Origin of the sequence: Photobacterium sanguinicancri (genome assembly GCF_002265265.1) — a bacterium.
Classification (GTDB): domain Bacteria; phylum Pseudomonadota; class Gammaproteobacteria; order Enterobacterales; family Vibrionaceae; genus Photobacterium; species Photobacterium sanguinicancri.
This window is the reverse complement of record NZ_NOIF01000039.1, coordinates 1-25,997: the sequence shown is the minus strand read 5'-3', so window position 1 is coordinate 25,997 and position 25,997 is coordinate 1. Positions and strand designations below refer to the sequence as shown.

19 protein-coding genes and 2 tRNA genes are annotated in these 25,997 nt (G+C 43.6%); 12 read left to right on the top strand and 9 right to left on the bottom strand.

The genetic code is table 11. The features are described 5' to 3' along the window. Positions 1–26: 26 nt before the first annotated feature. From maiA to ASV53_RS08530, 6 genes are all read left to right on the top strand, one after another. Positions 27–662: a maleylacetoacetate isomerase gene (gene maiA / locus ASV53_RS08555; RefSeq protein WP_094956788.1), complete on the top strand. Its 636-nt coding sequence runs from the start codon at positions 27–29 to the stop codon at positions 660–662. Between the two features lie 2 nt (positions 663–664). Continuing rightward, a complete protein-coding gene (locus ASV53_RS08550; RefSeq protein ID WP_094956787.1) occupies positions 665–2,743 on the top strand; it encodes an acetoacetate--CoA ligase in 2,079 nt (692 codons plus the stop codon). A 224-nt stretch (positions 2,744–2,967) separates the two neighbouring features. After that, positions 2,968–4,338 carry an L-serine ammonia-lyase gene (locus ASV53_RS08545; protein ID WP_094956786.1) on the top strand — a complete coding sequence of 457 codons (1,371 nt, stop codon included), beginning with the start codon at positions 2,968–2,970 and terminating at the stop codon, positions 4,336–4,338. A gap of 135 nt (positions 4,339–4,473) precedes the next feature. Then, positions 4,474–5,454, top strand: coding sequence for a CobW family GTP-binding protein (locus ASV53_RS08540; protein ID WP_094956785.1), 981 nt, complete (start codon positions 4,474–4,476; stop codon positions 5,452–5,454). A 263-nt stretch (positions 5,455–5,717) separates the two neighbouring features. Further along, positions 5,718–7,103 carry a TldD/PmbA family protein gene (locus ASV53_RS08535; protein ID WP_094956784.1) on the top strand — a complete coding sequence of 462 codons (1,386 nt, stop codon included), beginning with the start codon at positions 5,718–5,720 and terminating at the stop codon, positions 7,101–7,103. Continuing rightward, a complete protein-coding gene (locus ASV53_RS08530) occupies positions 7,103–8,446 on the top strand; it encodes a TldD/PmbA family protein (protein ID WP_094956783.1) in 1,344 nt (447 codons plus the stop codon). The genes ASV53_RS08535 and ASV53_RS08530 overlap by 1 nt, the downstream gene beginning before the upstream one ends. Positions 8,447–8,578: 132 nt before the next feature. Here ASV53_RS08530 and ASV53_RS08525 read toward each other — a convergent pair whose 3' ends face one another. The 5 genes from ASV53_RS08525 to ASV53_RS08505 form a co-directional block, all read right to left on the bottom strand. Beyond that, entirely contained in the window at positions 8,579–8,827 is a 249-nt protein-coding gene (locus ASV53_RS08525) for a hypothetical protein (protein WP_062692220.1), read from the bottom strand. 332 nt (positions 8,828–9,159) lie between these two features. Further along, on the bottom strand, positions 9,160–11,253 hold the full coding sequence (fusA, locus tag ASV53_RS08520; protein WP_094956782.1) for an elongation factor G: 2,094 nt from the start codon (positions 11,251–11,253) through the stop codon (positions 9,160–9,162). A gap of 367 nt (positions 11,254–11,620) precedes the next feature. Beyond that, a tRNA-Ser gene (locus tag ASV53_RS08515) sits at positions 11,621–11,710 on the bottom strand. Positions 11,711–11,818: 108 nt separating this feature from the next. Continuing rightward, positions 11,819–12,265, bottom strand: a complete 447-nt coding sequence (locus ASV53_RS08510; RefSeq protein ID WP_094956781.1) for an acyl-CoA thioesterase — start codon at positions 12,263–12,265, stop codon at positions 11,819–11,821. A 221-nt stretch (positions 12,266–12,486) separates the two neighbouring features. After that, entirely contained in the window at positions 12,487–15,030 is a 2,544-nt protein-coding gene (locus ASV53_RS08505; RefSeq protein WP_094956780.1) for an FG-GAP repeat domain-containing protein, read from the bottom strand. 333 nt (positions 15,031–15,363) lie between these two features. Here ASV53_RS08505 and ASV53_RS08500 point away from each other — a divergent pair, with 333 nt between their 5' ends. After that, a complete protein-coding gene (locus ASV53_RS08500; protein ID WP_094956779.1) occupies positions 15,364–15,591 on the top strand; it encodes a hypothetical protein in 228 nt (75 codons plus the stop codon). Between the two features lie 74 nt (positions 15,592–15,665). On the opposite strand, the gene ASV53_RS08495 is transcribed toward ASV53_RS08500, so the two are convergent. Then, on the bottom strand, positions 15,666–17,207 hold the full coding sequence (locus tag ASV53_RS08495) for an aminotransferase-like domain-containing protein (protein WP_239928763.1): 1,542 nt from the start codon (positions 17,205–17,207) through the stop codon (positions 15,666–15,668). Between the two features lie 298 nt (positions 17,208–17,505). Here ASV53_RS08495 and ASV53_RS08490 point away from each other — a divergent pair, with 298 nt between their 5' ends. Then, positions 17,506–18,513: a Preprotein translocase subunit SecY gene (locus ASV53_RS08490; protein ID WP_205049193.1), complete on the top strand. Its 1,008-nt coding sequence runs from the start codon at positions 17,506–17,508 to the stop codon at positions 18,511–18,513. Positions 18,514–18,681: 168 nt separating this feature from the next. After that, positions 18,682–20,217: a phospholipase D family protein gene (locus ASV53_RS08485; protein WP_094956778.1), complete on the top strand. Its 1,536-nt coding sequence runs from the start codon at positions 18,682–18,684 to the stop codon at positions 20,215–20,217. A gap of 102 nt (positions 20,218–20,319) precedes the next feature. Here the strand turns inward: ASV53_RS08485 and hppD are convergent, their stop codons facing one another. Continuing rightward, on the bottom strand, positions 20,320–21,390 hold the full coding sequence (hppD, locus tag ASV53_RS08480; protein ID WP_094956777.1) for a 4-hydroxyphenylpyruvate dioxygenase: 1,071 nt from the start codon (positions 21,388–21,390) through the stop codon (positions 20,320–20,322). Between the two features lie 198 nt (positions 21,391–21,588). Between hppD and ASV53_RS08475 the strand changes: the two genes are divergently transcribed. Then, entirely contained in the window at positions 21,589–22,563 is a 975-nt protein-coding gene (locus tag ASV53_RS08475; RefSeq protein WP_094956776.1) for a CHAD domain-containing protein, read from the top strand. Here ASV53_RS08475 and ASV53_RS08470 read toward each other — a convergent pair. Next, on the bottom strand, positions 22,552–23,034 hold the full coding sequence (locus tag ASV53_RS08470) for a glutathione peroxidase (protein WP_094956775.1): 483 nt from the start codon (positions 23,032–23,034) through the stop codon (positions 22,552–22,554). The two genes, ASV53_RS08475 and ASV53_RS08470, sit on opposite strands and share 12 nt — an antisense overlap. 258 nt (positions 23,035–23,292) lie before the next feature. On the opposite strand from ASV53_RS08470, the gene ASV53_RS08465 reads away from it, so the two are divergent. Together ASV53_RS08465 and ASV53_RS08460 are read left to right on the top strand one after the other, a co-directional pair. Continuing rightward, on the top strand, positions 23,293–23,856 hold the full coding sequence (locus ASV53_RS08465; protein WP_094956774.1) for a hypothetical protein: 564 nt from the start codon (positions 23,293–23,295) through the stop codon (positions 23,854–23,856). A 557-nt stretch (positions 23,857–24,413) separates the two neighbouring features. Then, positions 24,414–25,448, top strand: a complete 1,035-nt coding sequence (locus ASV53_RS08460; protein WP_094956794.1) for a lactonase family protein — start codon at positions 24,414–24,416, stop codon at positions 25,446–25,448. 162 nt (positions 25,449–25,610) lie between these two features. Here ASV53_RS08460 and ASV53_RS08455 read toward each other — a convergent pair. Continuing rightward, positions 25,611–25,700 (bottom strand) — tRNA-Ser (locus ASV53_RS08455). Positions 25,701–25,997: the final 297 nt, after the last annotated feature.

Genomic DNA, 25,997 nt, shown 5'->3' with positions numbered 1-25,997 from the left:
TTACTAGATTATCAGTGGGAAGATTGATGAAACTCTATGATTACTACCGATCGTCAGCGTCTTATCGGGTACGTATCGCACTTCACCTCAAAGGGCTGAGTTATGACGCTGTGCCAATCTCTTTGATTGATGGCGAGCACCAAGGTGATGATTATCGCCATACCAATCCGAATCAACGCGTACCGAGCCTAGAAAATGAACATGGGCCATTAGGACAATCCCTGGCGATCATTGAGTACCTTAACGAAATCCACCCAGACCCCAAACTGCTCCCAAGTGATCCTTGGCAAAAAGCCCAGTGTCGTTCGCTGGCGATGCTTATTGCTTGCGATATTCACCCGCTGAACAACTTACAAGTGCTCAACTACCTCAATACAGAGTTAGGAGTAAATCAAAACCAGAAAATGGTGTGGTATCACCACTGGATCGAACGTGGATTTTCAGCATTTGAACAACTCTTGATGCAACGCACGACGCCAACAGATTTTTGTTGTGGTGATCAACCGACCCTCGCCGATCTGTGTTTGATCCCGCAAATTTACAATGCTCGACGATTCAATTTTGATTTAGATCCCTTTCCACTCATTAACGACATAGATCGTACTTGCCAATTGCTACCCGCTTTTCAACTCGCTCATCCTGATCATCCAATTAAGGAATAGTTATGGCGGCATCAGATGCAAAAACACCAAAAGACGAGGGCGTAATAAGCTGGCAGCCAAGCAAAGAGCGAATACAAACTAGCTTGCTGTATCAATTCATGGTGGATGTCAGTCGTTGTCAAAACAGGCTTTTTCACGATTATCATCAGCTCCATCATTGGTCTGTAGCTGACAGTGAACAATTTTGGGCCACAGTATGGGATTTTTGCGATGTAAAAGGGACCAATATTGGGACGGGTGAAGCTCCTAATATAGGTATTGGTATAGCCGAACAACATTCTCCCATAAATCAATGTGATACCTCTTCCGCCATACCAGCAAAAGACACAGTCTGGTTTCCCAATGCACGCCTTAATTTTGCCGAAAATCTATTAAAAAGTTGGCAACAACATCCACAGGAAGATGCGATTGTCTTTTATTGTGAAGATGACGATGCATTAACGCAGCGGATAAGTTGGCAACAGTTATACCAACACACCGCCTTAGTCGCACAATACCTTACAGAGCAAGGTGTCCAACAAGGCGATGTCGTCGCAGGCTATTTGCCCAATATTCCACAAACCGTGATTGCGATGCTCGCCACAGCCTCACTTGGCGCGATTTGGACCTCAACCTCACCCGATTTTGGCGTAGAAAGCGTAATCGAACGATTTGGCCAAACCAAACCGAAAGTCTTATTGGCCGCAGATGGTTATCGTTATAGTGGAAAAACACACAGTTGCATCAATCTTATTCAACAATGCCTTGCGCAACTACCCAGTGTTGAACTGCTGATTATCATCCCCTACCTTTCCACAGAAATGCCAGTAGTAACGGCAACCAAGGTCACGCTAATCTCTTGGATCCATATCATTCAACAAGGCACCAGGGAGGCGTCATTTCATCTTGAATTTACCCCTATACCCTTCAACCACCCTTTATATATCCTGTACTCCTCTGGCACCACAGGGAAACCCAAGTGCATCGTCCACAGCTGCGGTGGCACCTTATTGAATCACCTCAAAGAACATCAGCTTCATTGCAATGTAAAACCACGCGATCGCCTCTTTTATTTCACCACTTGCGGCTGGATGATGTGGAACTGGCTCGTTACTGGATTAGCCTCTGACGCCACGATTATTCTGTATGAAGGATCGCCCTTTTATCCTAATGGCGACAGGCTCTGGCAACTGGTCGACAACGAGAGAGTCAGCTTATTCGGTACCTCGGCGAAATATTTGGAAGCCTTAGAGAAGCAAGGCTATCAACCTCGCCACCAGCATAACTTATCCTCGTTAAACACCCTATGCTCAACAGGCTCTGTGCTTGCACCTGAACAATTTGATTTCGTCTATAGCCATATAAAATCAGATCTACAACTAGCGTCAATTTCAGGCGGGACAGACATTTGTGGCTGCTTTGTGATTGGCAATCCTCTCACCCCGGTTTATCGCGGAGAGTGCCAAGGTGCCGCTCTGGGTATGGCTGTCGAAGTCTTTGGCCCCAATGGCGATCCCGTACTCAATCAGCAAGGCGAATTAGTCTGTACTAATAGTTTTCCCAATCAACCAATTGGCTTTTGGGGTGACCCAACAGGTGAGCGTTACCACCATGCTTATTGGGATACCTACCCAAATGTATGGCATCACGGGGATTTCGTTTGCCAGCATACTCACTCGCAGGGCGGGTTTACATTTTTGGGCCGCTCAGATGCCGTACTGAACCCAGGAGGCGTTCGTATTGGCACAGCTGAAATTTACCGCCAAGTGAACCCACTTGCGGAGATCGTTGACTCTATTGTAATTGGTCAACAATGGGGAAATGATGTTCGAGTGGTACTCTTTGTTCAGTTACAAGCTGATCAGGTACTGGATGATGCACTCAGGCAGACAATTAACGCGAGGATCCGCCAACATTGTTCACCACGTCATGTCCCCGCCGTCATTCTTGCCGTTACAGATATTCCTCGTACCAAATCAGGCAAGTTAGTCGAACTGGCAGTTAAAGACGTCGTAGAAAACAGAGAGGTAAAAAACCTCGGGGCTTTGGCAAACCCTCTCGCATTGGAAGCATTTAAAAATAGATCTGAATTACGCCAATAATAACAATGTCAATAAAGTGAACGCTTCATCACAGAAGCAGTATCACTTCTTTGAATACGCATTACTAATCACGCTAAACTTTAGTTAACCATACGTTACAATTCGGTTAAGTCGCCGCTATTGTCAGCGTAGTGTGGTTCTGAATATTTTCGGACCACTAAATTTGTTAACCACAGCCACAAGCCTGTATGCCACTATGGCTTTATAAAACATGGAAAATCATTATGTTGTCTATTTTTGATATTTACAAAATTGGGGTCGGGCCATCCAGCTCACACACCAATGGGCCAATGATTGCAGGCTATCAATTTTGTCAAAAAATTCTGCCTATGCTCGATAACGTTCACACTGTACGGGTGGATCTTTATGGTTCGTTATCATTAACAGGTAAAGGCCACCATACTGATCGCGCAGTATTTCTCGGCTTAATGGGCAATAGACCCGATAACATCGATATTGAGGCCGCAAACAGCGAAATGACGGCAGCAAAAGAAAGCCACACCTTACTGCTGGGCGCAAAAAAACGGGTACCTTTTCAGTTTAACGACGACATTGTCTTTCATACCAGTAATCTGCCGCTACATGAAAATGGCATGACAATCACCGCACTTGATAATCAAGGCAAGTCCGTATGTGAAGAAAACTATTACTCCATTGGTGGCGGCTTCATCGCTACGGCAGATGAAATGACAGGTACTCAATCAATCAGTGAAGATACGGTGACGTACCCATTTAAAAATGCCGATGAAATGCTGGCAATGGCAGAACGTGATGGATTGAGCTTAGGAGCATTAGTTCAGGCTAACGAAATGACATTTAATGACGCCAAAAGCCTTGAACAACGTGCCGCTCAAATTTGGCAAATCATGTCAGACTGCATGCACCGTGGGTTCCAACATGAAGGCATTCTCGAAGGCGGGCTACACGTAACCCGTCGGGCTCCTGCGCTATTAAAACAACTCGAGTCTAATCAGCATATTGATAATGACCCTATGACCATTCTTGATTGGGTTAATTTATTCGCTTTTGCGGTAAGTGAAGAAAACGCAGCAGGAGGCCAAGTAGTGACCTCTCCTACCAATGGTGCGGCAGGTGTCATTCCTGCAGTACTGATGTATTACAACAAGTTCATCGCGCCATTAGACACCAAACAAGTTAAAGACTTCCTTGCCGTATCTGCAGCTATCGGCATGCTCTACAAAACCAATGCTTCCATTTCTGGTGCTGAAGTGGGGTGTCAGGGCGAAGTGGGCGTATCATCGTCAATGGCAGCGGCTGGATTAACCTCACTGCGCGGCGGCAGTAATGAGCAAATTTGCATGGCGGCTGAAATTGCGATGGAACATTCGCTCGGCATGACCTGTGACCCTATTGGCGGCTTGGTACAGATCCCATGTATAGAGCGCAATGCAATGGGCGCGATGAAAGCGATAAATGCATCACGAATGGCCTTAAAACGTAACAGCAAATCCCTAATTTCGCTCGATAAAGTCATTGAGACCATGTACCAGACTGGTAAAGACATGAATAAAAAATACCGCGAAACGTCTTTAGGTGGATTGGCCGTGATTCACCTCGCACCACCTTGTGAATAATGCGCATTGTTTTCGTCTTCTTTAGGAGGAAAGGCTACGTCTTTCCTTTTTTTAGCTCTTCTTTGTTCGCACCATCCACACTGGATTATTTTTGTTATACTATAACGTTTATTTTTCTCACTCAGTACGGACCTTATGAAGCGCATTCCTACTAATATCATCACTGGCTTTTTAGGTGCCGGTAAAACGACCTCTATCCTGTCATTACTTGCTCGCAAACCAGAAAATGAAAAATGGGCAATCTTAATCAATGAATTCGGTAACATCGGTGTTGATGGCGCTATCTTGGATCAGCAAGGTGCATTAGTACAAGAAGTACCGGGTGGCTGCATGTGCTGTGTAGCAGGCTTGCCAATGTCGGTAGGGATCAATGCCCTTTTAGCAGAAAAACCTGACCGCCTACTGCTTGAGCCAACAGGGTTAGGCCATCCAAAAGAAATCATCAATAAACTCACCACAGAGTCATTTGCCAATTACATCGACTTAAAAGCAACCATAACGCTGGTCGATCCTCGCCACTTATCAGATACTTTATATACCGATAATGACAACTTCCAAGATCAAATTGGTCTCGCGGATGTCTTAGTTGCCAACAAAGTTGATGAATGTGTGGAATACGACCTTGTCGCTTTCGATACCTTTGCACAAGCGTGCGATCCAACTAAAGCTGCTATTGGTAAAGTCGAACAAGGTAAGCTTGACCTCGAGTGGCTAGAACTTGATCGCATCGAACGCCCAGCAACGCACAGCCACCACCATCATCACAGCGATAATGCAGTCCCACTGCCAGGTTTTGAACTAGCCCCTGGGCAAACCTATGTGCGTAAAGAAAATAGCGGCCAAGGTTACCGAAGCTGTGGCTGGTTCTTTGGCGCTGACCAAATCTTTGATTTTTCGCAAATGTTTAAACTGCTTTCAAACATTAACGCAATGCGTGTGAAAGCGGTTGTGAATACAGAACGTGGTTGCTTTGTGTTTAACGCCGTGAATCAAGTCGTCTCAGTGAGTGAGTTATCATTAGACGGCTTCGAATCACGCGTTGAAGTGATAGATAAAGACCTTCTGCCGTGGGATGAACTTGAAACTATCTTGCTATCGATTGTGCAAAAGTCATAATTGGATTGTCATATAACTCAATACCAATTCGGATAAGCGCCGATTCTGATCCTTGCATAGCAAAACGAGCCGTTACTTAGCGAGATTGGTATAAGATACTTAGTTATCACTGAATCATATTCAAAAGTTAAGTCTATGATTGAAGAAAGAGCTTCTTTTTACACGTGAACATGAGCGCGTACGAGAAGCTCATTCCCTATGCCATGAAGCCAAAGTAGCTTCGCAAGGGAGTACAATCGCATTTATTACAGCAAGGAGCACCTATGCTAAACCCTGCTATCGCCAAAGCGGTGATCGATCACGCGCTGTTTCTTGGCGCAGATTTCGCAGAATTATTTGTTGAACACCATCAATCCAGCTCTGTTGAACTGATTTCCGGTAATGTAGATAAAATTAACTCAGGTATCGATTTTGGTATCGGTATTCGCCTGTTCTTTGGCCACAAAGTACTTTATGGCTACACCAATAGTACCGAAGAGGATGAGCTTAAGCGTGTCACTGGGCTACTTGCCGCCAAAGATAAACGCGACCAAATTGCCCAAGCAGGTTCACTGAACCTAAACCGCTACACCAGCCAACATCACTGCCAACACCCACTCGCGCAAAATGCCAACCTAGAAGGTAAAATTGCCTTTCTACGTCAGGTGGATCACGCTGCTCGCCATGAAGATGACAAGATTTCACAATTTATTGGTCGCATTTTACAACGCGAACAACAAATTGAAATTTTCAACTCTAAAGGGCTGCACATTGGTGATACCCGCCACTACTCACGCGTAGCAGCAACTGCAATCGCCCAAAACGGCAGTGAACAATCAACAGGTTTTGAAGCCCCTGGTGCCTTAACGGGTTGGGAGTTTTTAGATACCCTCAACGCAGAACAGCTCGGTCAAGATGTCGCAAAACAAGCGATGATCAAACTGTATGCCGACCCTTGTCCATCAGGTGAAATGCCAGTGATCATAGGGAACGGCTTTGGTGGAGTGATTTTCCACGAAGCTTGCGGTCACTTACTTGAAACCACCTCAGTTGCCAAAAAAGCGTCTGTCTTCCACGACAAGATGGGCGAAATGATTGCTAATCCTGTGGTTAACGCCGTTGATGATGGCACCATGAGCAACGAGTGGGGCTCTATTAACATCGATGATGAAGGCATGGAAACCCAGCGTACTCAACTGATCAAAGACGGTAAGCTCACCAGCTTTATGGTTGACCATATGGGCTCATTAAAAACAGGTTACGCACCAACAGGCTCTGGTCGCCGCGAGTCTTACAAATATGCGCCAACTTCTCGTATGCGTAATACCTTCATTGAAGCGGGCAATAGCAGCCTAGATGAGATGGTATCGAGTGTCGAACACGGCATTTATGCACAAAAAATGGGTGGCGGCTCAGTACAACCGGGCACAGGTGAATTTAACTTCGCGGTACAAGAAGCCTACCTGATTGAAGACGGCAAAATCACTAAACCGTTGAAAACAGCAACCTTGATCAGCACAGGCCCTAAAGTGCTGCAAGAAATTAGCATGATAGGCCAAGACTTTGCCCTAGCCGCAGGTATGTGTGGCTCGGTCAGTGGTTCAGTGCCGACCACTGTCGGACAGGCTGCACTAAAAGTGGATAACATTTTGGTTGGAGGGGGTAACTAATGGCCGAGTCAAACACACTACTACAGGCTATTGAGCAGGTCTTAGAACGAGTTCAAGCCGCTGGAGCCCAAGCCGATGTTATTGCTAACCGTAGCAATAACTTCTCACTCAAAGCTAACGCGGGTGAGTTAGACGAATACAAAGTCACTTCAGGGCAAGTAATTGGCGTTCGCGTGATTAAAGATGCCCATGTTGCAACCAGCTATTCAGAATCACTAGAGCCCGCCAGCTTAGATGCCATGGTTGAGCAAGCACTGACAAATGCGAAATTCACTCAAGCGGATGAACATCAAACCATCAGCTGTGTCGGCAGCCAGTTAACCACGAATGTCACAGAGATTTATCAGCAAGATGATACAACCGCTGATGAGAAAATCGCCCTAGCATTGGCGCTTGAAAGTGGTGTGGTCGCTAAGCCTCACGCTAAAAGCGCGCCGTATAATGGCTTTGGCGAATCAGACAGTCAGATCATTTTGGCCAATACCCAAGGTAGCTTGTGTCAACACCAAGAGCGCTCAACCTATTGCTACGCCTATAGCCTGATTGAAAAAGGGGGCCTTCAAGCCATGCACGGCGGAATGTCTTCGGGTCGTCGCTTTGATCAACTCAACCCACAATACTGTATTGATCATGGCTACGAGACCGCCTTTGCCTTATTAGAAGGCAAACCGATCACCACCAAAAGTTACAGCGTCATGTTTGACCTGAGTTGTTTAAGCAGTTTATTTGGCGCCTTTGGCATGTGCCTGTCGGGTCAAGCAGCAATGAAAGGTATTAACCCTTGGCGAGAAGCACTGAACACTCAGGTTGCTAGTTCCCTTCTAACGGTGTCTGATATTGCGCTGGTTGAAGGAGGCTCAGCGATTAAAGCCTTTGATAGTGAAGGCTTCGCGACCAAAGATACGATTCTGATTGGTGAAGGGCAGCTACAAAGCCTATTACACAATAGCCATACTGCGAGCTACTTCGGTATTGAGAATACAGCCAATGGTTCTCGCTCGGCCAAAGGTGGCCTAGGCGTTTCTAGCCGTCATACGGTTATCGCTGCAGGTACAAGCTCTGATGCTGAAGTCTCGGCAGGTGAATACCTCGAGCTTGTTGAACTGCAAGGCGTGCATTCAGGCGCTGATGCGGTAAGCGGTGATTTCTCATTTGGTGCAAGTGGCTTCTTGTGTCGTGATGGACAGCGCATCCAACCGGTTCGTGGCATTACCGTTGCGGGTAACTTCTACCAAATGATCAAAGAAATAGACGCCATCGGGAATACACTACAAAACGATTACGAACGTGATTTCTTCGCACCTAAAATCCGTTTTGCTCGTTTAAGTATTGCTGGTAATTAAACAGTAGCCCAAGGCTAGCAGATAGAAAAAATAAAGCAGCGCCCCGCAATTATTCATACATTGTGGGGCGTTTTTATCTCACTGAAAAGTGAACCCAATGCTCTCCCATCAATATATGATGGCAAGGTTTTCTTATCCAATCGCAATATCAGGATCGACCTCAAAGTAGCTATTCACCGCGCAATCCGAAAACTCACTATCGATAAAGTCCAGTACAGCTTCTAACGACTCGACCTGCCATATACATTGGCAGACAGCTTCGTGACGATCGAACATTGCCGTCATCATGTACATCCCCGAAGGTGGATTGCGCAGCTTCTCGCCTGCTTTTTTTTGAAATAATTCAGGATCTATAATCTCATGCTCTACTGCAACAAACATTTAGCACCCCCTATTGTCGTAAGTATAGATGAGCAAAAAATAGAGGCAGAAAACTAAGTAAGAATATAAAACGAGATGAGGAAGAACTCTACATTGTAACAATGAGGAAATTGTGACGGCTCGGCGTTAATAACTTGAGATTACCCGTTTAAAACAGGCAAGATTACACTTGTAGAGAGAAAGTCGCAGAACTGTATCGGCCAAGTAAACCAACGCTCAGGCCTCACAATCATTTAGCCATTAGCACATTATTTGCTAAATAACAGATAAAAAAATAGCCCCGATAGTTTTCACTATCGGGGCTATAAAGCTAATTAACGAAAGGAGCTAAATTATTTTCTAGCTGCTGCTTCGCGTTCTTTAACTTCAGCAATTACTGCTTCTGCTACGTTAGCAGGACATGGTGCGTAGTGTGCGAACTCCATAGAGAACTGACCACGACCAGATGTCATTGTACGTAGAGTACCAATGTAACCAAACATTTCTGATAGTGGAACGTCCGCTTTGATACGTACGCCAGTAACACCAGCCATTTGGTCTTTGATCATACCACGACGACGGTTAAGGTCACCGATAACATCACCAACGTGATCTTCTGGTGTGAACACGTCTACGTGCATGATTGGTTCAAGAAGTTGTGCACCTGCTTTAGGCATAGATTGGCGGAATGCGCCTTTCGCTGCGATTTCGAAAGCTACTGCAGATGAATCGACTGCGTGGAAACCACCGTCGAATAGTTCAACTTCAACATCTAGCGTTGGGAAACCAGCAAGAACACCGTTATCCATCATGCCAGCAAAACCTTTTTCGATTGCAGGCCAGAATTCTTTAGGTACGTTACCACCAACAACAACAGACTTGAAGCTGAAACCAGAACCAACTTCGCCTGGTTTGATACGGTAATCGATCTTACCGAATTGACCAGAACCACCAGATTGTTTCTTATGCGTGTAGCTATCTTCAACTGCTTTAGTGATAGTTTCACGGTAAGCAACTTGTGGTTGACCAACGATTAGGTCTACGCCGTAAGTACGCTTAAGGATATCTACTTTGATATCTAGGTGAAGCTCACCCATACCTTTAAGGATGGTTTCGCCAGTTTCTTCGTCAGTTTCAACTTGGAAAGATGGATCTTCTGCAACCATTTTACCGATTGCGATACCCATTTTCTCAGAACCGCCTTTGTCTTTCGGCGTAACAGCAATAGAGATTACTGGAACTGGGAAGATCATTGGCTCAAGCGTACACTCGTGCTTAACATCACAAAGCGTGTGACCAGTTTGAACGTTTTTCATACCTACTACAGCGATGATATCACCAGCTTGTGCAGATGTTAGTTCGTTACGGTCATCAGCTTGCATCTCAACCATACGGCCGATACGCTCTGTTTTACCAGTTGCTGAGTTAAGAATTGTGTCACCTTTGTTCATACGACCTGAGTAGATACGGATGAAAGTAAGTGCACCGAAACGGTCGTCCATAATTTTGAACGCAAGCGCTTTTAGTGGCTCATCAGCAGATACTGTAGCAACTTCACCAGTCGCTTCACCAGTTTCTGGATCTGTTAGCGGTTGTGGTTCAACTTCCGTTGGAGCTGGAAGGTAATCAACAACAGCATCAAGGATTAGCTGCATACCTTTGTTTTTGTATGCAGAACCACAGAACGTTGGGAAGAATGCGATATCGCGAGTACCTTTACGGATACAACGCTTGATGTCTTCAATAGAAGGCTCTTCACCTTCCATGTAAGCTTCCATTAGATCGTCGTCTTGCTCAACAGCAGTTTCGATCATCTCTTCACGGTAAGCTTCTACGTCATCAACCATATCTTCTGGGATTGCTTGAATTTCGTAGTTTTCAGGAAGACCAGTGTCATCCCAAACGTATGCTTGACGGTTTAGAACGTCGACAACACCAACGAAGTCATCTTCACGACCGATTGGTAGAGTCATAACTAGTGGGTTAGCACCTAGTACTTTTTTAACTTGATCAACAACGCTAAAGAAGTCAGCACCCATACGGTCTAGTTTGTTTACGAAGATCAGACGAGCAACTTCTGATTCATTCGCGTAACGCCAGTTAGTTTCTGACTGAGGTTCAACACCACCAGAACCACAGAATACACCGATGCCGCCATCAAGTACTTTAAGTGAACGGTAAACTTCAACTGTGAAGTCAACGTGTCCAGGAGTATCGATAACGTTTAGGCGGTGATCTTTCCAGAAACAGCTTACTGCTGCAGACTGGATTGTTATTCCGCGCTCAGCTTCCTGTTCCATGAAGTCAGTAGTTGTTGAGCCATCGTGTGTATCACCGATTTTATGGATTTCACCAGTAAGCTTCAGGATACGCTCAGTAGTAGTAGTTTTACCCGCATCAACGTGCGCGAAAATACCAATGTTTCTGTATTTAGATAAATCTGTCATTGTTTTTCTCTATAAACAATTACTGTCACTATTCAAGGTGGGGAGTATAACACTTATTGTAATAAACGAAACATAGCTATAGCGTCAATTGCAGGAATCGCTGCATATAGTATTGATTGTTTTGGTCACATCAGCATCAATTTACTCACTCACCTAAAATAACCTGACAACATGCTGAAATAAAGGGGGAGTATAGCTTGCTAAAATATAGCACTGTCTGAGTAATACTCACGCTTCCTCGCCCCTAAATTTATGCTTCCATGTTACCAGGACGCCTAGTTAACCGATTCGTAAGCTAAGACTTAGTCCAGCGTACAAACTCGTGCTACATACAAAAAAACCCGCCACTAGGCGGGTTTCTAAAATTTGGCGGAGAGATAGGGATTTGAACCCTAGGACGGGATAAACCGCCGCCGGTTTTCAAGACCGGTGCTTTCGACCACTCAGCCATCTCTCCGTAATTGCGGCGTATAGTAACGATGCATCTGCGAACTGTAAACCCCTAAAGTCATCAAGTGAGTGCAAATTCGGCAAAACATCATAAAAAAGAGCTATTTCACCTTTTCTAGACAAGTATAGCATTGCTTTTAGCTTGAATTTCAGCGACTCGTACGCGTATTTCATCTGAAATTAGGGTTTTCTTATTGGTTTGAAAGTTAAACATCACCACTTTCGCATATCCTGTTGTGGTGATCTTACCTAGCTTCTGGCTATAAATACTGTACTGCATCGTAAAACGATCATCACCCATATCGCAAATTTTAGATCCGACATGCAAAGTATCGGGAAAAGTCACTGGAATTTTATAACTACATTGCGTTTCTTTCAGCACTGGTCCAATCCCCGTCTTTTGCAAATCGTCCATTAATGAAAGCTGCAAAAAGTAATCAATGCGTGCCGTTTCAAAATAGCGGAAGTAAACCACGTTATTGACATGATTGAGGGCATCCATTTCTCCCCATGCTACTGGTATTTCAGTAATGACAGGGTAACCCTTTAGCATCGCTTCCATGTTTTGTTCCTCAATAAAGGTAATAGATCTAAACAACCGTTTGAATAGAGTTTTAACCCTAGAAGGGAATTAACATTTTTACAACACAAGTAAATGGCAAAATTCGGATTATTGACAACCGTCACACGCTTGCTCAATGCAGGTTCTCGAGCAACAAACAGACACAAAAAAGCGGCAGGGAAACTGCCGCTTACTAACATATGAAAACTAACTAGATTCGGTTAGTGTGGCGTGTTGTGGTAAATACGACCATAAACAGGTTTTGGTGTTTCACTTTTATAGCCCAGCACCACTAAATCCTCATCACCATCTTTATCTAAGTCGGTGGTGTGCAAGTCTTCCGTTTTTCCGAAATCAGAAGCGCCAACCACTGTATGCGACAAAGTATAAGTACCATTGCCATTGTTTGAATACGCTGTGACTAAGCTATTAGCATCTAGAATTAAGATGTCTGGCTTACCATTACTGTTGATATCTGAAAAAACTGCGCGTTGACCTTGAGTACCGAAGTTCGAATTAGACAAATTAAACGTAACATCGCCTTCATTAAGGTATAAACGGTTTCTGCCATCTTCATCTGTGACGAATACATCCAACTTACCGTTATCATTTACATCAGCTAACACGACAGAAGTTGAAGACTCATTATTACCATCCCAAATGACTTTCGAACTTTCAAAGATACCCTCACCGTTATTTAGGTAAACTAGCCCCTTACTCCCAGTACCCGATTCTCCGACAACAATATCTAGATGACCATCATTATTCATATCGCCAATCGCCAATACTGAAATCTTATTTCGATTAACCTTAGACATGAGCTGTTGCTGTGAATCAATAAACTTACCGTTACCTTGATTAAGATAAATCAGAGTACGGCCACTCGCGGTACTCGCACCTGTTCTAAGTGCAACAACGTCCAAATCACCGTCGTTATCAAGATCAGCAACTTTTACGCTACAAATACTGATATCCTCAGTCTGAGGCAGTAGATCAGTATCTTTCGCAAAGTTACCTTTTCCGTCATTCAAATAGACGGATAAAACATCACCCTCTTCTGCACTCAATACAAAATCCAGATCACCATCACCATCTAGATCACCCAGCACAACCTGACGATAAGCCGCTGGTAATATTTCTTGGTACGTAGACTTATAGCTGCCATCAGGTTGAGCGATTTCAACCTGATAGCCTCGGTATCCACCAAAAACTAAATCAACTAAACCATCACCATTAATATCACCAGTGGCAATTGAATATGGATCGACATAACTTGATGCATAAAACTGGCTCTGCTCAACAAAATTACCCGTACCCAAGTCAGGGTTGCGCCCTAGGTACAAGGCCTTATTCAATACATCGAGAGGTTTGACTTCGATACTATCTTTCGCAATAGCATTACCTTGAGAGGCTTTCACCATATACTCGCCAGCGACCAAGTTCAGTTTTAATGAACCAGGACTCAGCTCTTTACCTGTGATACCGACTAATTCATTATTAAGGTAAACTTTGGCGCCACTCGCAGCCTGAGACTGTTGATCTATAATATTAAAGTGTACTGTCCCTTTAATGTGACCTGTAATAATACCTTCGCGTTTAAGGCTTAACTTACAACCCGCCCCCTGATTCAGCTCTACATTAATATCACTTAGGCATTGCGCATACGGTGCTTTCTGGTAGCCCTCTGCCGCTTCATCTATATGATGAAAAGACAAACTTGCAGTGACTGCACTTTCACCTTGGGTTTCAAAAATATCACTTGCGACAAAGCCACCTTTATTATCGCTAACAACCGTGAGCACTTTTTCATGAATTAAGGCATCCGTGCTGTTAGATGAAAGACGAACAATTAACGAGACCTTGCTTTCATCGCCAACTTCTTCAACAATCTCAGACGGAATATTAAAGGTAAACTCGCCCAGATCTTTTAGCTCATCCAGCTTTACCGTGACATCCGCTTGTAACGGGATAACGTCCATCTTGGCATCAGAGCCTTCAACGATATCTAGCTTAGTTTCATTTTCATTTTTGCCGACCATCAGATCGCCATCGTACAATTTCAGCGCCATGGTGTACTCACCAGGCTGAACATTTAGCACGATTTCAGATAAGCCAGTCTCTTTATTAATGCTGAAAACGCGTTCTTTCTCATCATTAATTTTCAAGCCAAACTGGGGCTCAACCAACTCAGATAACTCTTCAGTAGTGAATGAGAATTTTAAGTTAGCCACATAAGCGACAACATCAAGATCGGTAATGGTTTCGCCAAGGTTTGGCTTTAATACAAACTCGAGTTCTGGTTGCTCATTATCGGCAATCTGCTGACCCAGTGATTCAGCTAAATACTGGTGCCCTTTATTGTCTTCGACAATCAAGAAGAAATCGTAAATACCTGGTTTTAATGATAATGCACGGTGAGACTCCACACTACCATCGGCACGTTGCGTTACCGGCCACTCATAATCGGTGTGTTCAGAAGGGGCGGCACGATTGGTAATACGTAATGTGCCTTGATAAGACACATCTTGCGCTGCCTTAGAGACTGTCATCACCTTAGCGGTCGACGCTGACGCATCATATTGGACTGAATAACCACTGAGCGCTGGCGGCTGGATAGTTTGGAGGTAGGTTGCAGCAAATTGTGCATTAACAGTCGCTTGAGGTTCTTTCTTCGGCGTACTTCCATTGCTATCGCTGTTACATCCAGCAACAGATAAGCTTATCAAGGCGCTCGCTAGCCATGGCCCTACTTTTTTATTGTTCATTATTATATGTGCACTCTATGTGTGAATGGTTGAGCATATACTCATAATCGCTGCGAATATTACATCCCAAAAGGATTAATAACAAAAATGCACACGTCAACAGAGCAAGAATTAGTCAATTTAAATCAATAAGTTAACAACATTCCTTACGGGTATTTATACGACACACAATAAAAGGCGTTTATTGGTTACTTGTTTATTACTATGGCGGCGTTGCGCTGAACCTAACATCAACTGTTATGGTCTGTTTTGCCACTTTCTGTACTACTACCTATCTATTAATCAATGTTTTACTAGTCACTCACATTGGGTAACCAGAGAGAGGTACACAAAATGGAAGAACGCGCATTGAACAGCGAAGTTAAACTTATTGCTGTTGCGGTTATTTGTGCTTTTTTGCTCATTGCTGGGCACGTTATTTTAGCAAAGAGTTTTGCTTATATGATGTGGAGTGAATATATTGCTGCGGCCATTCCGTTCATTCTCTTTTTTATCGCGGTTGCTGCGGTTAAGTACACAATAAGGCTTGAGTCTAATAGCGATTCAACGTCCTCACATTAAATATACATATCTTTATACTGAAGAGTTTCCAACTAAGTATTGTGATAACAAGAGAATTTAGCGTGATTATTTGGTTAATGGCTATTGTCTTTAATCACTTGCGCTATCGTTCTAATGGCTTGCTGAGCAATAGAATTCCACTCATAGGCGCAGTTAAGCCGAATACAATGCTTAAAACGATCATCACTCGCAAACAATGTACCAGGAGCAATACTGATATTGTGTTGCTCTAATAATATAGGTAGTAAGTTTGCACTGTTGATCACAGCGGGTAACTCAACCCATAAAAAATAACCGCCGGATGGCTTAGAAACAATCGAAGCTTCAGGGAAATATTGCTTAATAGCCGCTAATGTTTGTGTCATTCGCAGCTCTAATTCAGCGCGTAACCGTCGTAAATGAGTATCATAGTTTCCGTGCTGCAAATAATTGGCGATGGCCAACTGATTAGGAATAGCCGCAGACAAGGTCGACATTAGCTGTAACCGCTCAACCTGTTGAGCATATTGCCCTGCAACAACCCATCCTACGCGAAATCCCATCGCCAAACTTTTAGAAAATGAGCAACAGTGTAATACCCGATCTTGCTGATCAAATGCTTTAATCGGTTTGGGCTTTTCGTCTGAAAAATACAACTCACCATAAACATCGTCTTCTATCAACGGGATGTCATGAGAGTTCAATAAAGTGATTAGGCGCTGTTTGTTTTCATCTGGCATGCTGGCGCCTAACGGATTTTGAAACGAACTCATCACCCAACAAGCTTTAACCTCATGAGTTTCAATCGCTCGTTGTAACTGCGCAACGTCAATTCCGTCATGGGGGTGGGTTGGAATTTCAATCGCCTTTAATTTCAACCGTTCGATAGTTTGCAGTACACCATAAAAAGCGGGAGACTCAATTGCGACACTATCTCCTGGTTGTGTCACCGCCATCAGGCTCAACCCCAGAGATTCCATTGCGCCAGACGTAATAACAATATCATCGACCGAAACGTCAATGCCGTCGCGTAAATAACGTTTAGCAATGGCACGGCGTAATGCCATGTTGCCCGGTGGCAATTCTGTTAACATCATTTGCGGTGACATGGTTTTCATCACCTGCCCCATCGCACGGCCCAATGCATTTAATGGCAAGAGTTCTGGATCAGGAAATGCCGACCCGAATGGAATTACATTCGGTTTTTTACATGCACTCAACACATCAAAAACATGTGCATTAATAGCAATAGACCTATTTTCAGTTTGCAATTTATCAGGCTGACTCACGCTTATTTGATTTAAGTGCGCAGAAACAAAATACCCCGATTTAGGCTTAGCATGAATAAGTCCATCCGCTTCTAATTGTTCATAAGCACGGATCACCGTCATGGGGCTTATGCCATGCTGCTTGCTCATCGCTCGTATGGAAGGGATACGTTCACCTGGTAACCAAATACGTTGTGTTATCTGGTTTTCAATTTCGGTAATGACTCGTTGATAGCGTTTTAGGGGATTTGTCACACCACTCAGATCCATAAATATTTTGTCTGATTGCAGTGTATCTTTGCCCTCCACCAAATACACATTAAATGCAAAAAAGTGTGCACTCACCTCGGGTGAAATCCATATTTTCACTCAAAATACCATGCCGATACACCAAGCCTACTAGCACAAGATAACTTTGCTACAGCATAGTATCGTTCAAGCTTTAAACAGTTATGAAAGCCGAGTGTGAATTTACGGCTGAAAAAGGCTCTAAGGGCTTATTTATAAGGGATAACACCGCTTTTTAAGGTATCCTTTCGCACCTTCAAATTTGAGTGCGATGGGCTCTCCGTCCGTCGTGCAGGGTTTAACGACCTACGCAATAGATACGATAACTATGATTTACAATGACACACTACCTGTAAGGTACCCTAAAGGCTCGTTCGCAATGTGGACGGTTTACAGTTTTACAAGCGCTTCCATTCTAGCGTCGATTGTTTTCTCATTATTACTCTTCTTGTCAATCGATGAAAACCCGCTGATGCAGGTCCTTTTTGGTGGTCTGGCGGTAATTTTTGAATTAGGCAAATTCTTTGCGTGGTATGAATTTGGCGAACGCCGCGCGCGTCGTAATTACACTGGTGCCTTTTCCGCTTTCGCCTTCTACACCGTTCTCGCCGCGATCTCTATAGGAGGCTCGATTGGCGGTATCAACAGCGCAACTAACCAAGCGCAAAGCCATGTCAATGTGCAGCAAAGTAAGATCACCGCTTTCAATATGCAAATTGAAGCTATTGAACAGCAGATCGCCCTTAACAATGTTGCTGCTGAAAAATACATTCAGATGGAACGTATCGCAACAGGGGTTACTCGTATTCAAAAAGCGAATGATAAATTACGCCACCAACAGCAAGAACTGGCGATGCAGCGCGATAGTTTACCCGTGGTGAGTCAAGGTTCTGTACTTGGATTAATCGATAGCCTAGCGAAATCGTTAAACGTTCAGACCCAAACAGCGCAACTTGGCTTAGTGGTTTTCCTTTCTGTGTTACTTGATTTCTTCGCAGCTTTCTTTGTCGGCTTAATCGGTGAAGAGCAACGTTTTCGTCATCAATTCCGCCGTATGAACCCGATTACCATCGATGCTTTTGATAACGCGCCGCATAAACAGCCGGAACTACTAACGGATATGCGCAGTGAAGAAGACATCAAGGCGTCTGCTGAGTCATCGCAAGACAACGAGTCGGATATACCCGCAGAGCCACAGACGCCCTACGAACAGGTATTCTCGGCACTCAACACCAACAAAGTCAACTGTACCAAACGGGCGGTGACTCGCTTCTTAAAGATGAGCAGTGAAGAAGTAGATGAAATTTTCAAACAATTCATGGAAGAAGGTATTGTAAGCAAAAAACCAAACAACCATTACCAATGGCATGGTTTACAAGAAAGCTAACCACATTCTATCCTGATTTTCTAAGCCTGCTGTTGCAGGCTTTTTTCTATCTCTAATACCCATTTAATTACATCACAAACTTCGGTTCTAAATACACGAATTCATGTTTATATTATCAATTCTTTAAGTGCTACACTTTGCTATACCGCTCCCTAATTAGCACAATTAATGCACGCTTCATTACCCCGATATTTTCTGATTCAGTTCCTATTACTTTGTTGTGTGGCCCTTCTTTCAGGGTGCGCACAAACGACACCCTCCGAGCCTAAAGCCATTAGCTACGCCATTGCGGCGCACCCGAGCTCTAAACTTGCACGATACATCGCCCCTGAACTACAAGAACACCCGAATCAAACGGGGTTTTACCCTCTTGCCAATGGAAAAGATGCCTTTATTGCTCGCTTAGCGATAATTCAAAGTGCCGAGCATTCTATCGATGCCCAGTACTATATTTTTCGAGACGACTTAACCAGTACGGTTATCTCTATGTACCTCTACCAAGCTGCTGAACGTGGTGTTCGTGTTCGGTTACTTTTAGATGATATGCAAAGCCGAAATGACGAAGACATGGCAAATATTGCGGCTCACCCCAATATAGAAGTCAGGTTATTTAACCCTTTCAAGCAGCGTAATGTTCGATCTATCGGCCTAGTAAGTGACTTTGACCGACTCAACCGCCGCATGCACAATAAATCACTCACCGTTGATGGTATTTTTTCAATTGCTGGTGGGCGCAATATTGGCGACGAATACTTCTCGGCTGATAGTTCAGTAGAATTTGGTGATTTCGATTTGCTGATGGTCGGCGATATTGTCTCTCCCATTGCAACGCAGTTTGACGTGTATTGGAACAATGACGCCGCGATCCCGATTGAGCACCTGCAAGGTCAAGGCAACAAAATCCCTCATGATGAATTAGCGCAATGGTATAGCGAGCAACACCAAAACATTGCCACATCAGAGTATTTCTATACCCTTGCTAGCTTGCCTATTATTGAGAAATTAAAAACTCAAAAAATCCCCTTCTACTGGGGCGATGCTGAACTGTATTACGATTTACCATCCAAGCTATCAGCGCCGAGTCAAGAAAACCCATTGCTCCACCAAATTTCTGAACTGCTCGATCATACCAAACAAGAATTACTGCTGATTTCGCCTTACTTTGTACCAACCAAAGCAGGCGCAGAAGCACTGGCAAAAGCCTCTCGTGATGGTATGAAAATCACCATCATCACCAATTCATTGGCCTCTAATGATGTATTCGCGGTTCATGGTTGGTATGCCAAACGCCGCCAATTGCTATTAGAAAGCGGTGTTCATATTTACGAAACCCAAGTTAATCCATACATCAGCCAAAAACATTCTTGGATTGGCAGTTCACGTACGAGCTTACATGCTAAAACCTATATTCTTGATCGTGAGCAACTGTTCGTCGGCTCTTTCAACTTCGACCCACGTTCAGCGCAATACAATACTGAAATGGGCGTTGTTGTTCATTCGCCCCTCTTTATAAAAAAGATTTATCAGAAGCTAGATGGCTCATTAAATAAAAATACTTACAGACTGATTCTTGACGAAAATAACAACATCGTTTGGGTCGATGAACGTACTCAGAAGCGCTATACCAGCGAGCCTGATGCAAGCTTAATGTTACGTATGGGCGCTTGGTTTTCGGGCATGCTCCCGATTGAAAACCTACTTTAATAATAGTCAGCGATATAAACCAAACTATCACAATCACTAACGGCTGTTACATCATAATATAACAGCCGCTATCGGGATCTATTTCGCTAGAAACTAGCGAAGCTAAGGCTTATCCAATACCCCTCGTCGAATTTGGTCTAGTTCTATCGATTCAAATAAAGCTTGAAAATTCCCTTCACCAAAGCCCTCGTTACCCTTGCGTTGGATAATTTCAAAGAACACTGGCCCAATAACGGTATCGGTGAAAATTTGCAATAAAATGCCGCTTTCGTCACCGTCAATCAAGATATTCAGCGATTGCAGCTTAGCGACATCTTCTTCATGACCAACAACACGCGTATTAATGCCTTCAAAGTAAGTCGCTGGTGTGTTCATAAAAGCTAACCCACCAGCCTTTAGCTGCGTTACCGTCGCATAAATATCTGGCGTGCTAAGGGCTATGTGCTGAATTCCCTCGCCGTTGTATTGCTCTAAGTATTCTGCAATTTGCGATTTATCATCACTTGATTCATTAATTGGAATACGAATTTTCCCACACGGCGCTGTCATGGCGCGTGACACTAGCCCTGTCAATTTCCCTTTAATATCGAAGTGGCGAATTTCACGAAAGTTAGCAATTTTCTCGTAAAAACTCGCCCACAAATTCATATTCCCTTGTTTCACATTGTGGGTAAGGTGATCAATCACCTGGAGACCGGCATCTGCATCAGCTAAACGCATAAGGTAGTCAGGGTAGAAATCGAAATCAATGCCATAAATGTCTTGATTACCATAGCGATCTACCAAATAAATCAGCGACTCGCCAATACCGTAAATAGCGGGAATATTCAGTTCCATCGGTCCCGCTTGAGCCGCGCAGGGGGTTGCGCCTTTTTCAACAGCGTACGCTAACGCTTGAGCCGAATCATTAACCCGAAAGGCCATCGCATTGACACTCGCACCATGCACACCGGCAAAACCTGCGGCCTGTGATTGCTGTTCACCATTGATAATAAAATTGATATCACCCTGACGAAACAACCACACCATTTTGTGTTTATGTTTCGCAATTTCCGCAAAGCCCATCAAGCTAAAAAGGTGTTTAAGCTCTATTATCCCCTCTGAGGTTGGCGCGGTATATTCCACAAACTCAAATCCATCAGTACCAAGCGGATTCACATATTCCCTTTCCATTACTCACCCTATTTGTCACAGAAAACCTTATTAATAGGATTAGCAGTAGTCAGTCTATGATGAGAAGTTCAAGGACAAAACAGCGTTACACCGTTGTAAATAAAACCTGTAAACACAGCTTGCCAATATAACAAATGAATAAGTTCACCACACAGCAGGCAAAGACACGCTAGATTTATATAACGCAGGAGGAAAGGTATGACTGTAACAACCCGAGACACACTAAAGTTACCAGTAAGAAAAGCACGCAAAGCTGCCCTCATCGCCGATGCGCCGATACCTCCTTTGTTTCAACAATTTATTTTGAAAGAGTTTCAACACGCACGACTGCATGAAAAAGGGATCATTCGAGATGATAATTTAGAATTCCTACACCAATACCGCGTGTCGTTACGCCGTACTCGCAGTTTAATGAAGCAACTAAAATACCTCTGCCCTAAAAAGCATTACCCTACACTGAACATACACTTCAAAACACTGATGGCTCACACTAATCAATTGAGGGATTTAGATGTTTATCTGCAGAAAATGGACGATTATTTTGATTGCCTAGATCATATTCATCACCAAGGGCTAGCCCGTTTTTTTGATGATCTTCAAGATGCACGAAAAGGCAGTTATAAAACCCTCAAACGCTGGCTAAAAAGCGACGAATACCAACAGCAGAATCAACGAATTGAAAAACAATTAACAAGCAAGTGGTATTCAGGTTCTCAAGCAGATAACGCCTCACCGTCCCCAAAAAAAATCAGTTGCGCAGAAGCAGCAACGCAAGCGATAACCGCCAGTTACCAAGAAATTAGACAATACTGCGACGCAATCAATAACGACAGTGAAAATAGCCAAATACACCAACTGCGCATTGCCTGTAAGCAACTACGCTACTGCCTAGAGTATTTTTCTCCACTCTTAAAACGAAATGCACTTACCGTAGAGTTAACCTTACTAAAAACACTGCAAGATAATTTAGGCGACTTTAATGATGCTTCTGTTCAACTCCAATTTTTACTGAGTTATCGGGCAAATAAAAAGCCCAGCAGCCATCGCTACCGAGCTATTTCAGAACTCATTAACATCACAGAGCACCAACATGACAAAAGCCGTAAACGTATTATTAAACAACTTTCAGCATTTAATCTGGCATTAGAACAAAAAACGCCGTTATTTCGCTAATGCACGGACAATATCTGCTTCGATCGAGGCTGGTTTTTTGGTCGGCGCGTAACGCTTCATTGGTTTCCCATTGCGACCGATCAGGAATTTTGTGAAGTTCCATTTAACCTTACTCCCAAATGTCCCCGGTAGTGCTTTGGCTAAATACTGGAATACAGGGTGGCTATTTGCGCCATTAACATCAACCTTAGCGAACATAGGGAATTCAACACCATAATTGATTTGGCATGCCTGTTCAATCGTGTCATTTTCACCAGGTTCTTGCCCGCCAAATTGATTACACGGAAAACCAAGAATCACCAATCCTTTATCCTGAAACTTGGCATACAAATCCTGTAAACCTTGATATTGCGGCGTAAAGCCACATTCACTAGCAGTATTCACTACCAGTACAACCTTACCGGTGAAATCGGCCATCGCAATATCTTCACCGCGAATGTTCTGGGCTGATAAATCATAAAACGTTGTCATTCATATTTCCTTTCGAACAAGGGTTTATAGCTAACAGGGAATAATAGAGATGCTATAACGCGCATACTACCTACAATGTAGCAGCTTATTGATTAAGATTTGAGTTATTGCTCAAAAGTGAGGGGCGTACGCTAACGCATTATGATAACGAACGAATATTAGTAGATCTGTCAAAAAGATATTACGACCACGTAACTTGGGGCAGTTAAGGGAGATAGGGCGTATAATAGCCGGATAATCGATAACACTGAGTAAACTATGACGGTCTCCGCATTACATCAAACTTTCACCTCAATCGGCCTAAATCAACTTTCGTTGAGTCAGGCGGAACAAAAAGAGCTGACCGCATTCATCAACCAGCATCATCAGTTCTTCGACAATGTTTGCCAGCAAAAAGCGGATAAAAAACCCACAGATTTACTATTGGGTTTAATGACGAAAACCCAACAAGAAACAGCCCAGCACTTCGTACACAACCAACAAGCCATCGAGAGTATGCAGCAAGTGTTGATCGATACCCTTGGCGATCAACAAAAAAAGTTTGTTGCAACAGACAGTCATAGGCTCGCCATTGAAACACGGTTATGGTTATTGATCCAAGGCTACTGCGGAATTGACTTTAGCTATGCTAATGAACAAGCCGAACAGAGTGCCGCTTTACTCACTACCAGCTTAGCACTGCCAGAGCACGCAATACGGAGTGATTTATTAGTTGCCTATTACGCAGGTAAAAACCAAAAAGAAACAAAATCAGCATCCCAAGCTAAAGGCTCGATCTTTCAACGAATAAAGTCATTTATTCGCACAAATAAACCGTATTAAAACTAATAATAATTCTCAGACATAAACACTAGAGGTAGGTGTAACAACGCATCTTTGCCTACTTTGTCATTTTACCCGTATTTATTTGGTAATTTATTTTAAAGCTAAGTTTTTAACACTAAAGTCTTTTAACATTCGTGCATACAAGTTTTACAAAATTGATCGTTGTGTGTTTTTTGCACACCTATATACTTCTGGTCAAGCTTTAACCAAGTATGTTGTTCCTTAAGTATTTACTTACTTTATTTCCCAGCCTGTCATTTCTTTTGACAGGCTTTTTTTTACCTGTAATTTGCTAGCGGTACCAAGCTTAAAGACACTGACGTTCGATGATTGGATCAACGGTTTTAATCCGATTTGTCTCTGCTAATAGCACAAATAGACCTTGTGTGAAGTGCGCCAAATCTCATGCGCTATGTTCAAAATCCATTAAAGGAGAGGTCAGCCAGATGCGGAAACTACCTCACACTTTTAGCAAATGATGGCCAAGAAGGATTGTCGCCAGCATGGACAAGCGGCATGGTAATAGAAGACTTCATCATCTTCCAAGGCTCTTCATGACCGTAAATACTCTCTTGCATTTTTACGTCGGCACCTACACTGACGCACCAAGCACAAGTACTGGCATCGCTCACATCAGCCTAGATCCTCATTCCGGCGAGCTAAAACGATTAGATGACGTTATACCTATACGTAATCCATCCTATCTCGTATCGACAAAACAAGGGCTATATACCTTTAGTGAAACATCAAGTGCTGAAGGTGCCAAGCTGCAATTTATCTCATCTTGTAGCAGCAGTAACTTACCCATTGCAGGAGATTATCCCTGCCACCTAGATATCAAAACGCCTTACCTTGCCATTGCTAACTACGGTTCAGGGAATACCTGTGTTTTCCAATTGGATGAAACTGGAAAACCGCAAAAACTGTTATCTGAGCTGTATATAGACGGCGAAGGGCCCAACGCTGATCGCCAACAATCACCACATGCACACCAAGTCACCTTCTTGGCACATTCAAATCAACTGGCAATCGTCGATCTTGGCACTGACCACATCCATTTATATGACTACGACCCTAGTGCCATATCTGATGAATTCTCACTAACACAAAGCATCGCCATGCCTTCGGGTTCTGGTCCTCGCCACCTTGTCTTCAATAAGAATGAAACACAGGCCTATGTGGTATGCGAGCTTTCTGAAACACTCGTGATTCTTTCTAAAAATAAGGGGAAATGGGTCACCTCTCACCAGTGCGATTTACTAACGGATACCGAGAACGGAGAAGCTGCTTCAGCCATTCGCCTCAGCGATGATGAGAGATTCTTATATGTATCTTGCCGAGCTCAGAACAAGATCTGCCTGCTAGATGTCTCAGCGATGGTGCCAATTAAGCTAGCTGAATACGATTGCGGCGGTCGTTTCCCTAGAGATTTCATTTTCTCTACCGACGGTAAGTGGCTGCTGGTTGCGAATCAGCATTCTGACAATATCGTCTGCTTTCACAGAAATAAGGAGACTGGCGAGTTAGTACCAACGGGATACCAATGCGCTATCGATGCTCCTGTATGTCTCGTTGAGTTTATCGAGTAAGGGTTCTTTTAACCACAAAACTCAGATGTAAAAAAGCCAGCAATTAAGCTGGCTTCTTTGAATATGACGGAGCGCTTTGGGTATGGCGGATTTGGTACAAATCCTGTGCACGTTAGTTCAAACGTAAAAAAGGCGCTAATAAATTAGCGCCTTTCTTGTATATGGCGGAGAGATAGGGATTTGAACCCTAGGACGGGATAAACCGCCGCCGGTTTTCAAGACCGGTGCTTTCGACCACTCAGCCATCTCTCCATGCCGCGAATAATAGCGATCTACTTTAAGGGTGTAAACCCCAAAAACAACCAACCGCGCATAAAACAGTCAATACCACCATATAAGCGTTAAAATACCATCAAGTTATGCAAAAAAAACATGTCTCACAGAATCACTTCTAACAATGAACAAGTTTCACTATGGCTCGTTAGCCAAACTGTCTAATAACAATAAACACACATATGCATATCTAAATTGCTTCCACTCTCTAGAAGAACCTAGCAAATAAAGCAATTGCTTTGGTTGTATTAACATAATTATGAGCAATGTTTTTAT

What these genes read in the sequence shown, in the direction of transcription:
- ASV53_RS08485 (WP_094956778.1), top strand. Translation starts at nt 18,682, where the DNA reads ATGCACGCTTCATTACCCCGATATTTTCTGATTCAGTTCCTATTACTT.
- ASV53_RS08470 (WP_094956775.1), bottom strand. Translation starts at nt 23,034, where the DNA reads ATGACAACGTTTTATGATTTATCAGCCCAGAACATTCGCGGTGAAGAT.
- ASV53_RS08505 (WP_094956780.1), bottom strand. Translation starts at nt 15,030, where the DNA reads ATGAACAATAAAAAAGTAGGGCCATGGCTAGCGAGCGCCTTGATAAGC.
- ASV53_RS08535 (WP_094956784.1), top strand. Translation starts at nt 5,718, where the DNA reads ATGCTAAACCCTGCTATCGCCAAAGCGGTGATCGATCACGCGCTGTTT.
- ASV53_RS08550 (WP_094956787.1), top strand. Translation starts at nt 665, where the DNA reads ATGGCGGCATCAGATGCAAAAACACCAAAAGACGAGGGCGTAATAAGC.
- hppD (WP_094956777.1), bottom strand. Translation starts at nt 21,390, where the DNA reads ATGGAAAGGGAATATGTGAATCCGCTTGGTACTGATGGATTTGAGTTT.
- ASV53_RS08500 (WP_094956779.1), top strand. Translation starts at nt 15,364, where the DNA reads ATGGAAGAACGCGCATTGAACAGCGAAGTTAAACTTATTGCTGTTGCG.
- ASV53_RS08530 (WP_094956783.1), top strand. Translation starts at nt 7,103, where the DNA reads ATGGCCGAGTCAAACACACTACTACAGGCTATTGAGCAGGTCTTAGAA.
- ASV53_RS08510 (WP_094956781.1), bottom strand. Translation starts at nt 12,265, where the DNA reads ATGGAAGCGATGCTAAAGGGTTACCCTGTCATTACTGAAATACCAGTA.
- fusA (WP_094956782.1), bottom strand. Translation starts at nt 11,253, where the DNA reads ATGACAGATTTATCTAAATACAGAAACATTGGTATTTTCGCGCACGTT.
- maiA (WP_094956788.1), top strand. Translation starts at nt 27, where the DNA reads ATGAAACTCTATGATTACTACCGATCGTCAGCGTCTTATCGGGTACGT.
- ASV53_RS08490 (WP_205049193.1), top strand. Translation starts at nt 17,506, where the DNA reads ATGTGGACGGTTTACAGTTTTACAAGCGCTTCCATTCTAGCGTCGATT.
- ASV53_RS08525 (WP_062692220.1), bottom strand. Translation starts at nt 8,827, where the DNA reads ATGTTTGTTGCAGTAGAGCATGAGATTATAGATCCTGAATTATTTCAA.
- ASV53_RS08475 (WP_094956776.1), top strand. Translation starts at nt 21,589, where the DNA reads ATGACTGTAACAACCCGAGACACACTAAAGTTACCAGTAAGAAAAGCA.
- ASV53_RS08465 (WP_094956774.1), top strand. Translation starts at nt 23,293, where the DNA reads ATGACGGTCTCCGCATTACATCAAACTTTCACCTCAATCGGCCTAAAT.
- ASV53_RS08460 (WP_094956794.1), top strand. Translation starts at nt 24,414, where the DNA reads ATGACCGTAAATACTCTCTTGCATTTTTACGTCGGCACCTACACTGAC.
- ASV53_RS08540 (WP_094956785.1), top strand. Translation starts at nt 4,474, where the DNA reads ATGAAGCGCATTCCTACTAATATCATCACTGGCTTTTTAGGTGCCGGT.
- ASV53_RS08545 (WP_094956786.1), top strand. Translation starts at nt 2,968, where the DNA reads ATGTTGTCTATTTTTGATATTTACAAAATTGGGGTCGGGCCATCCAGC.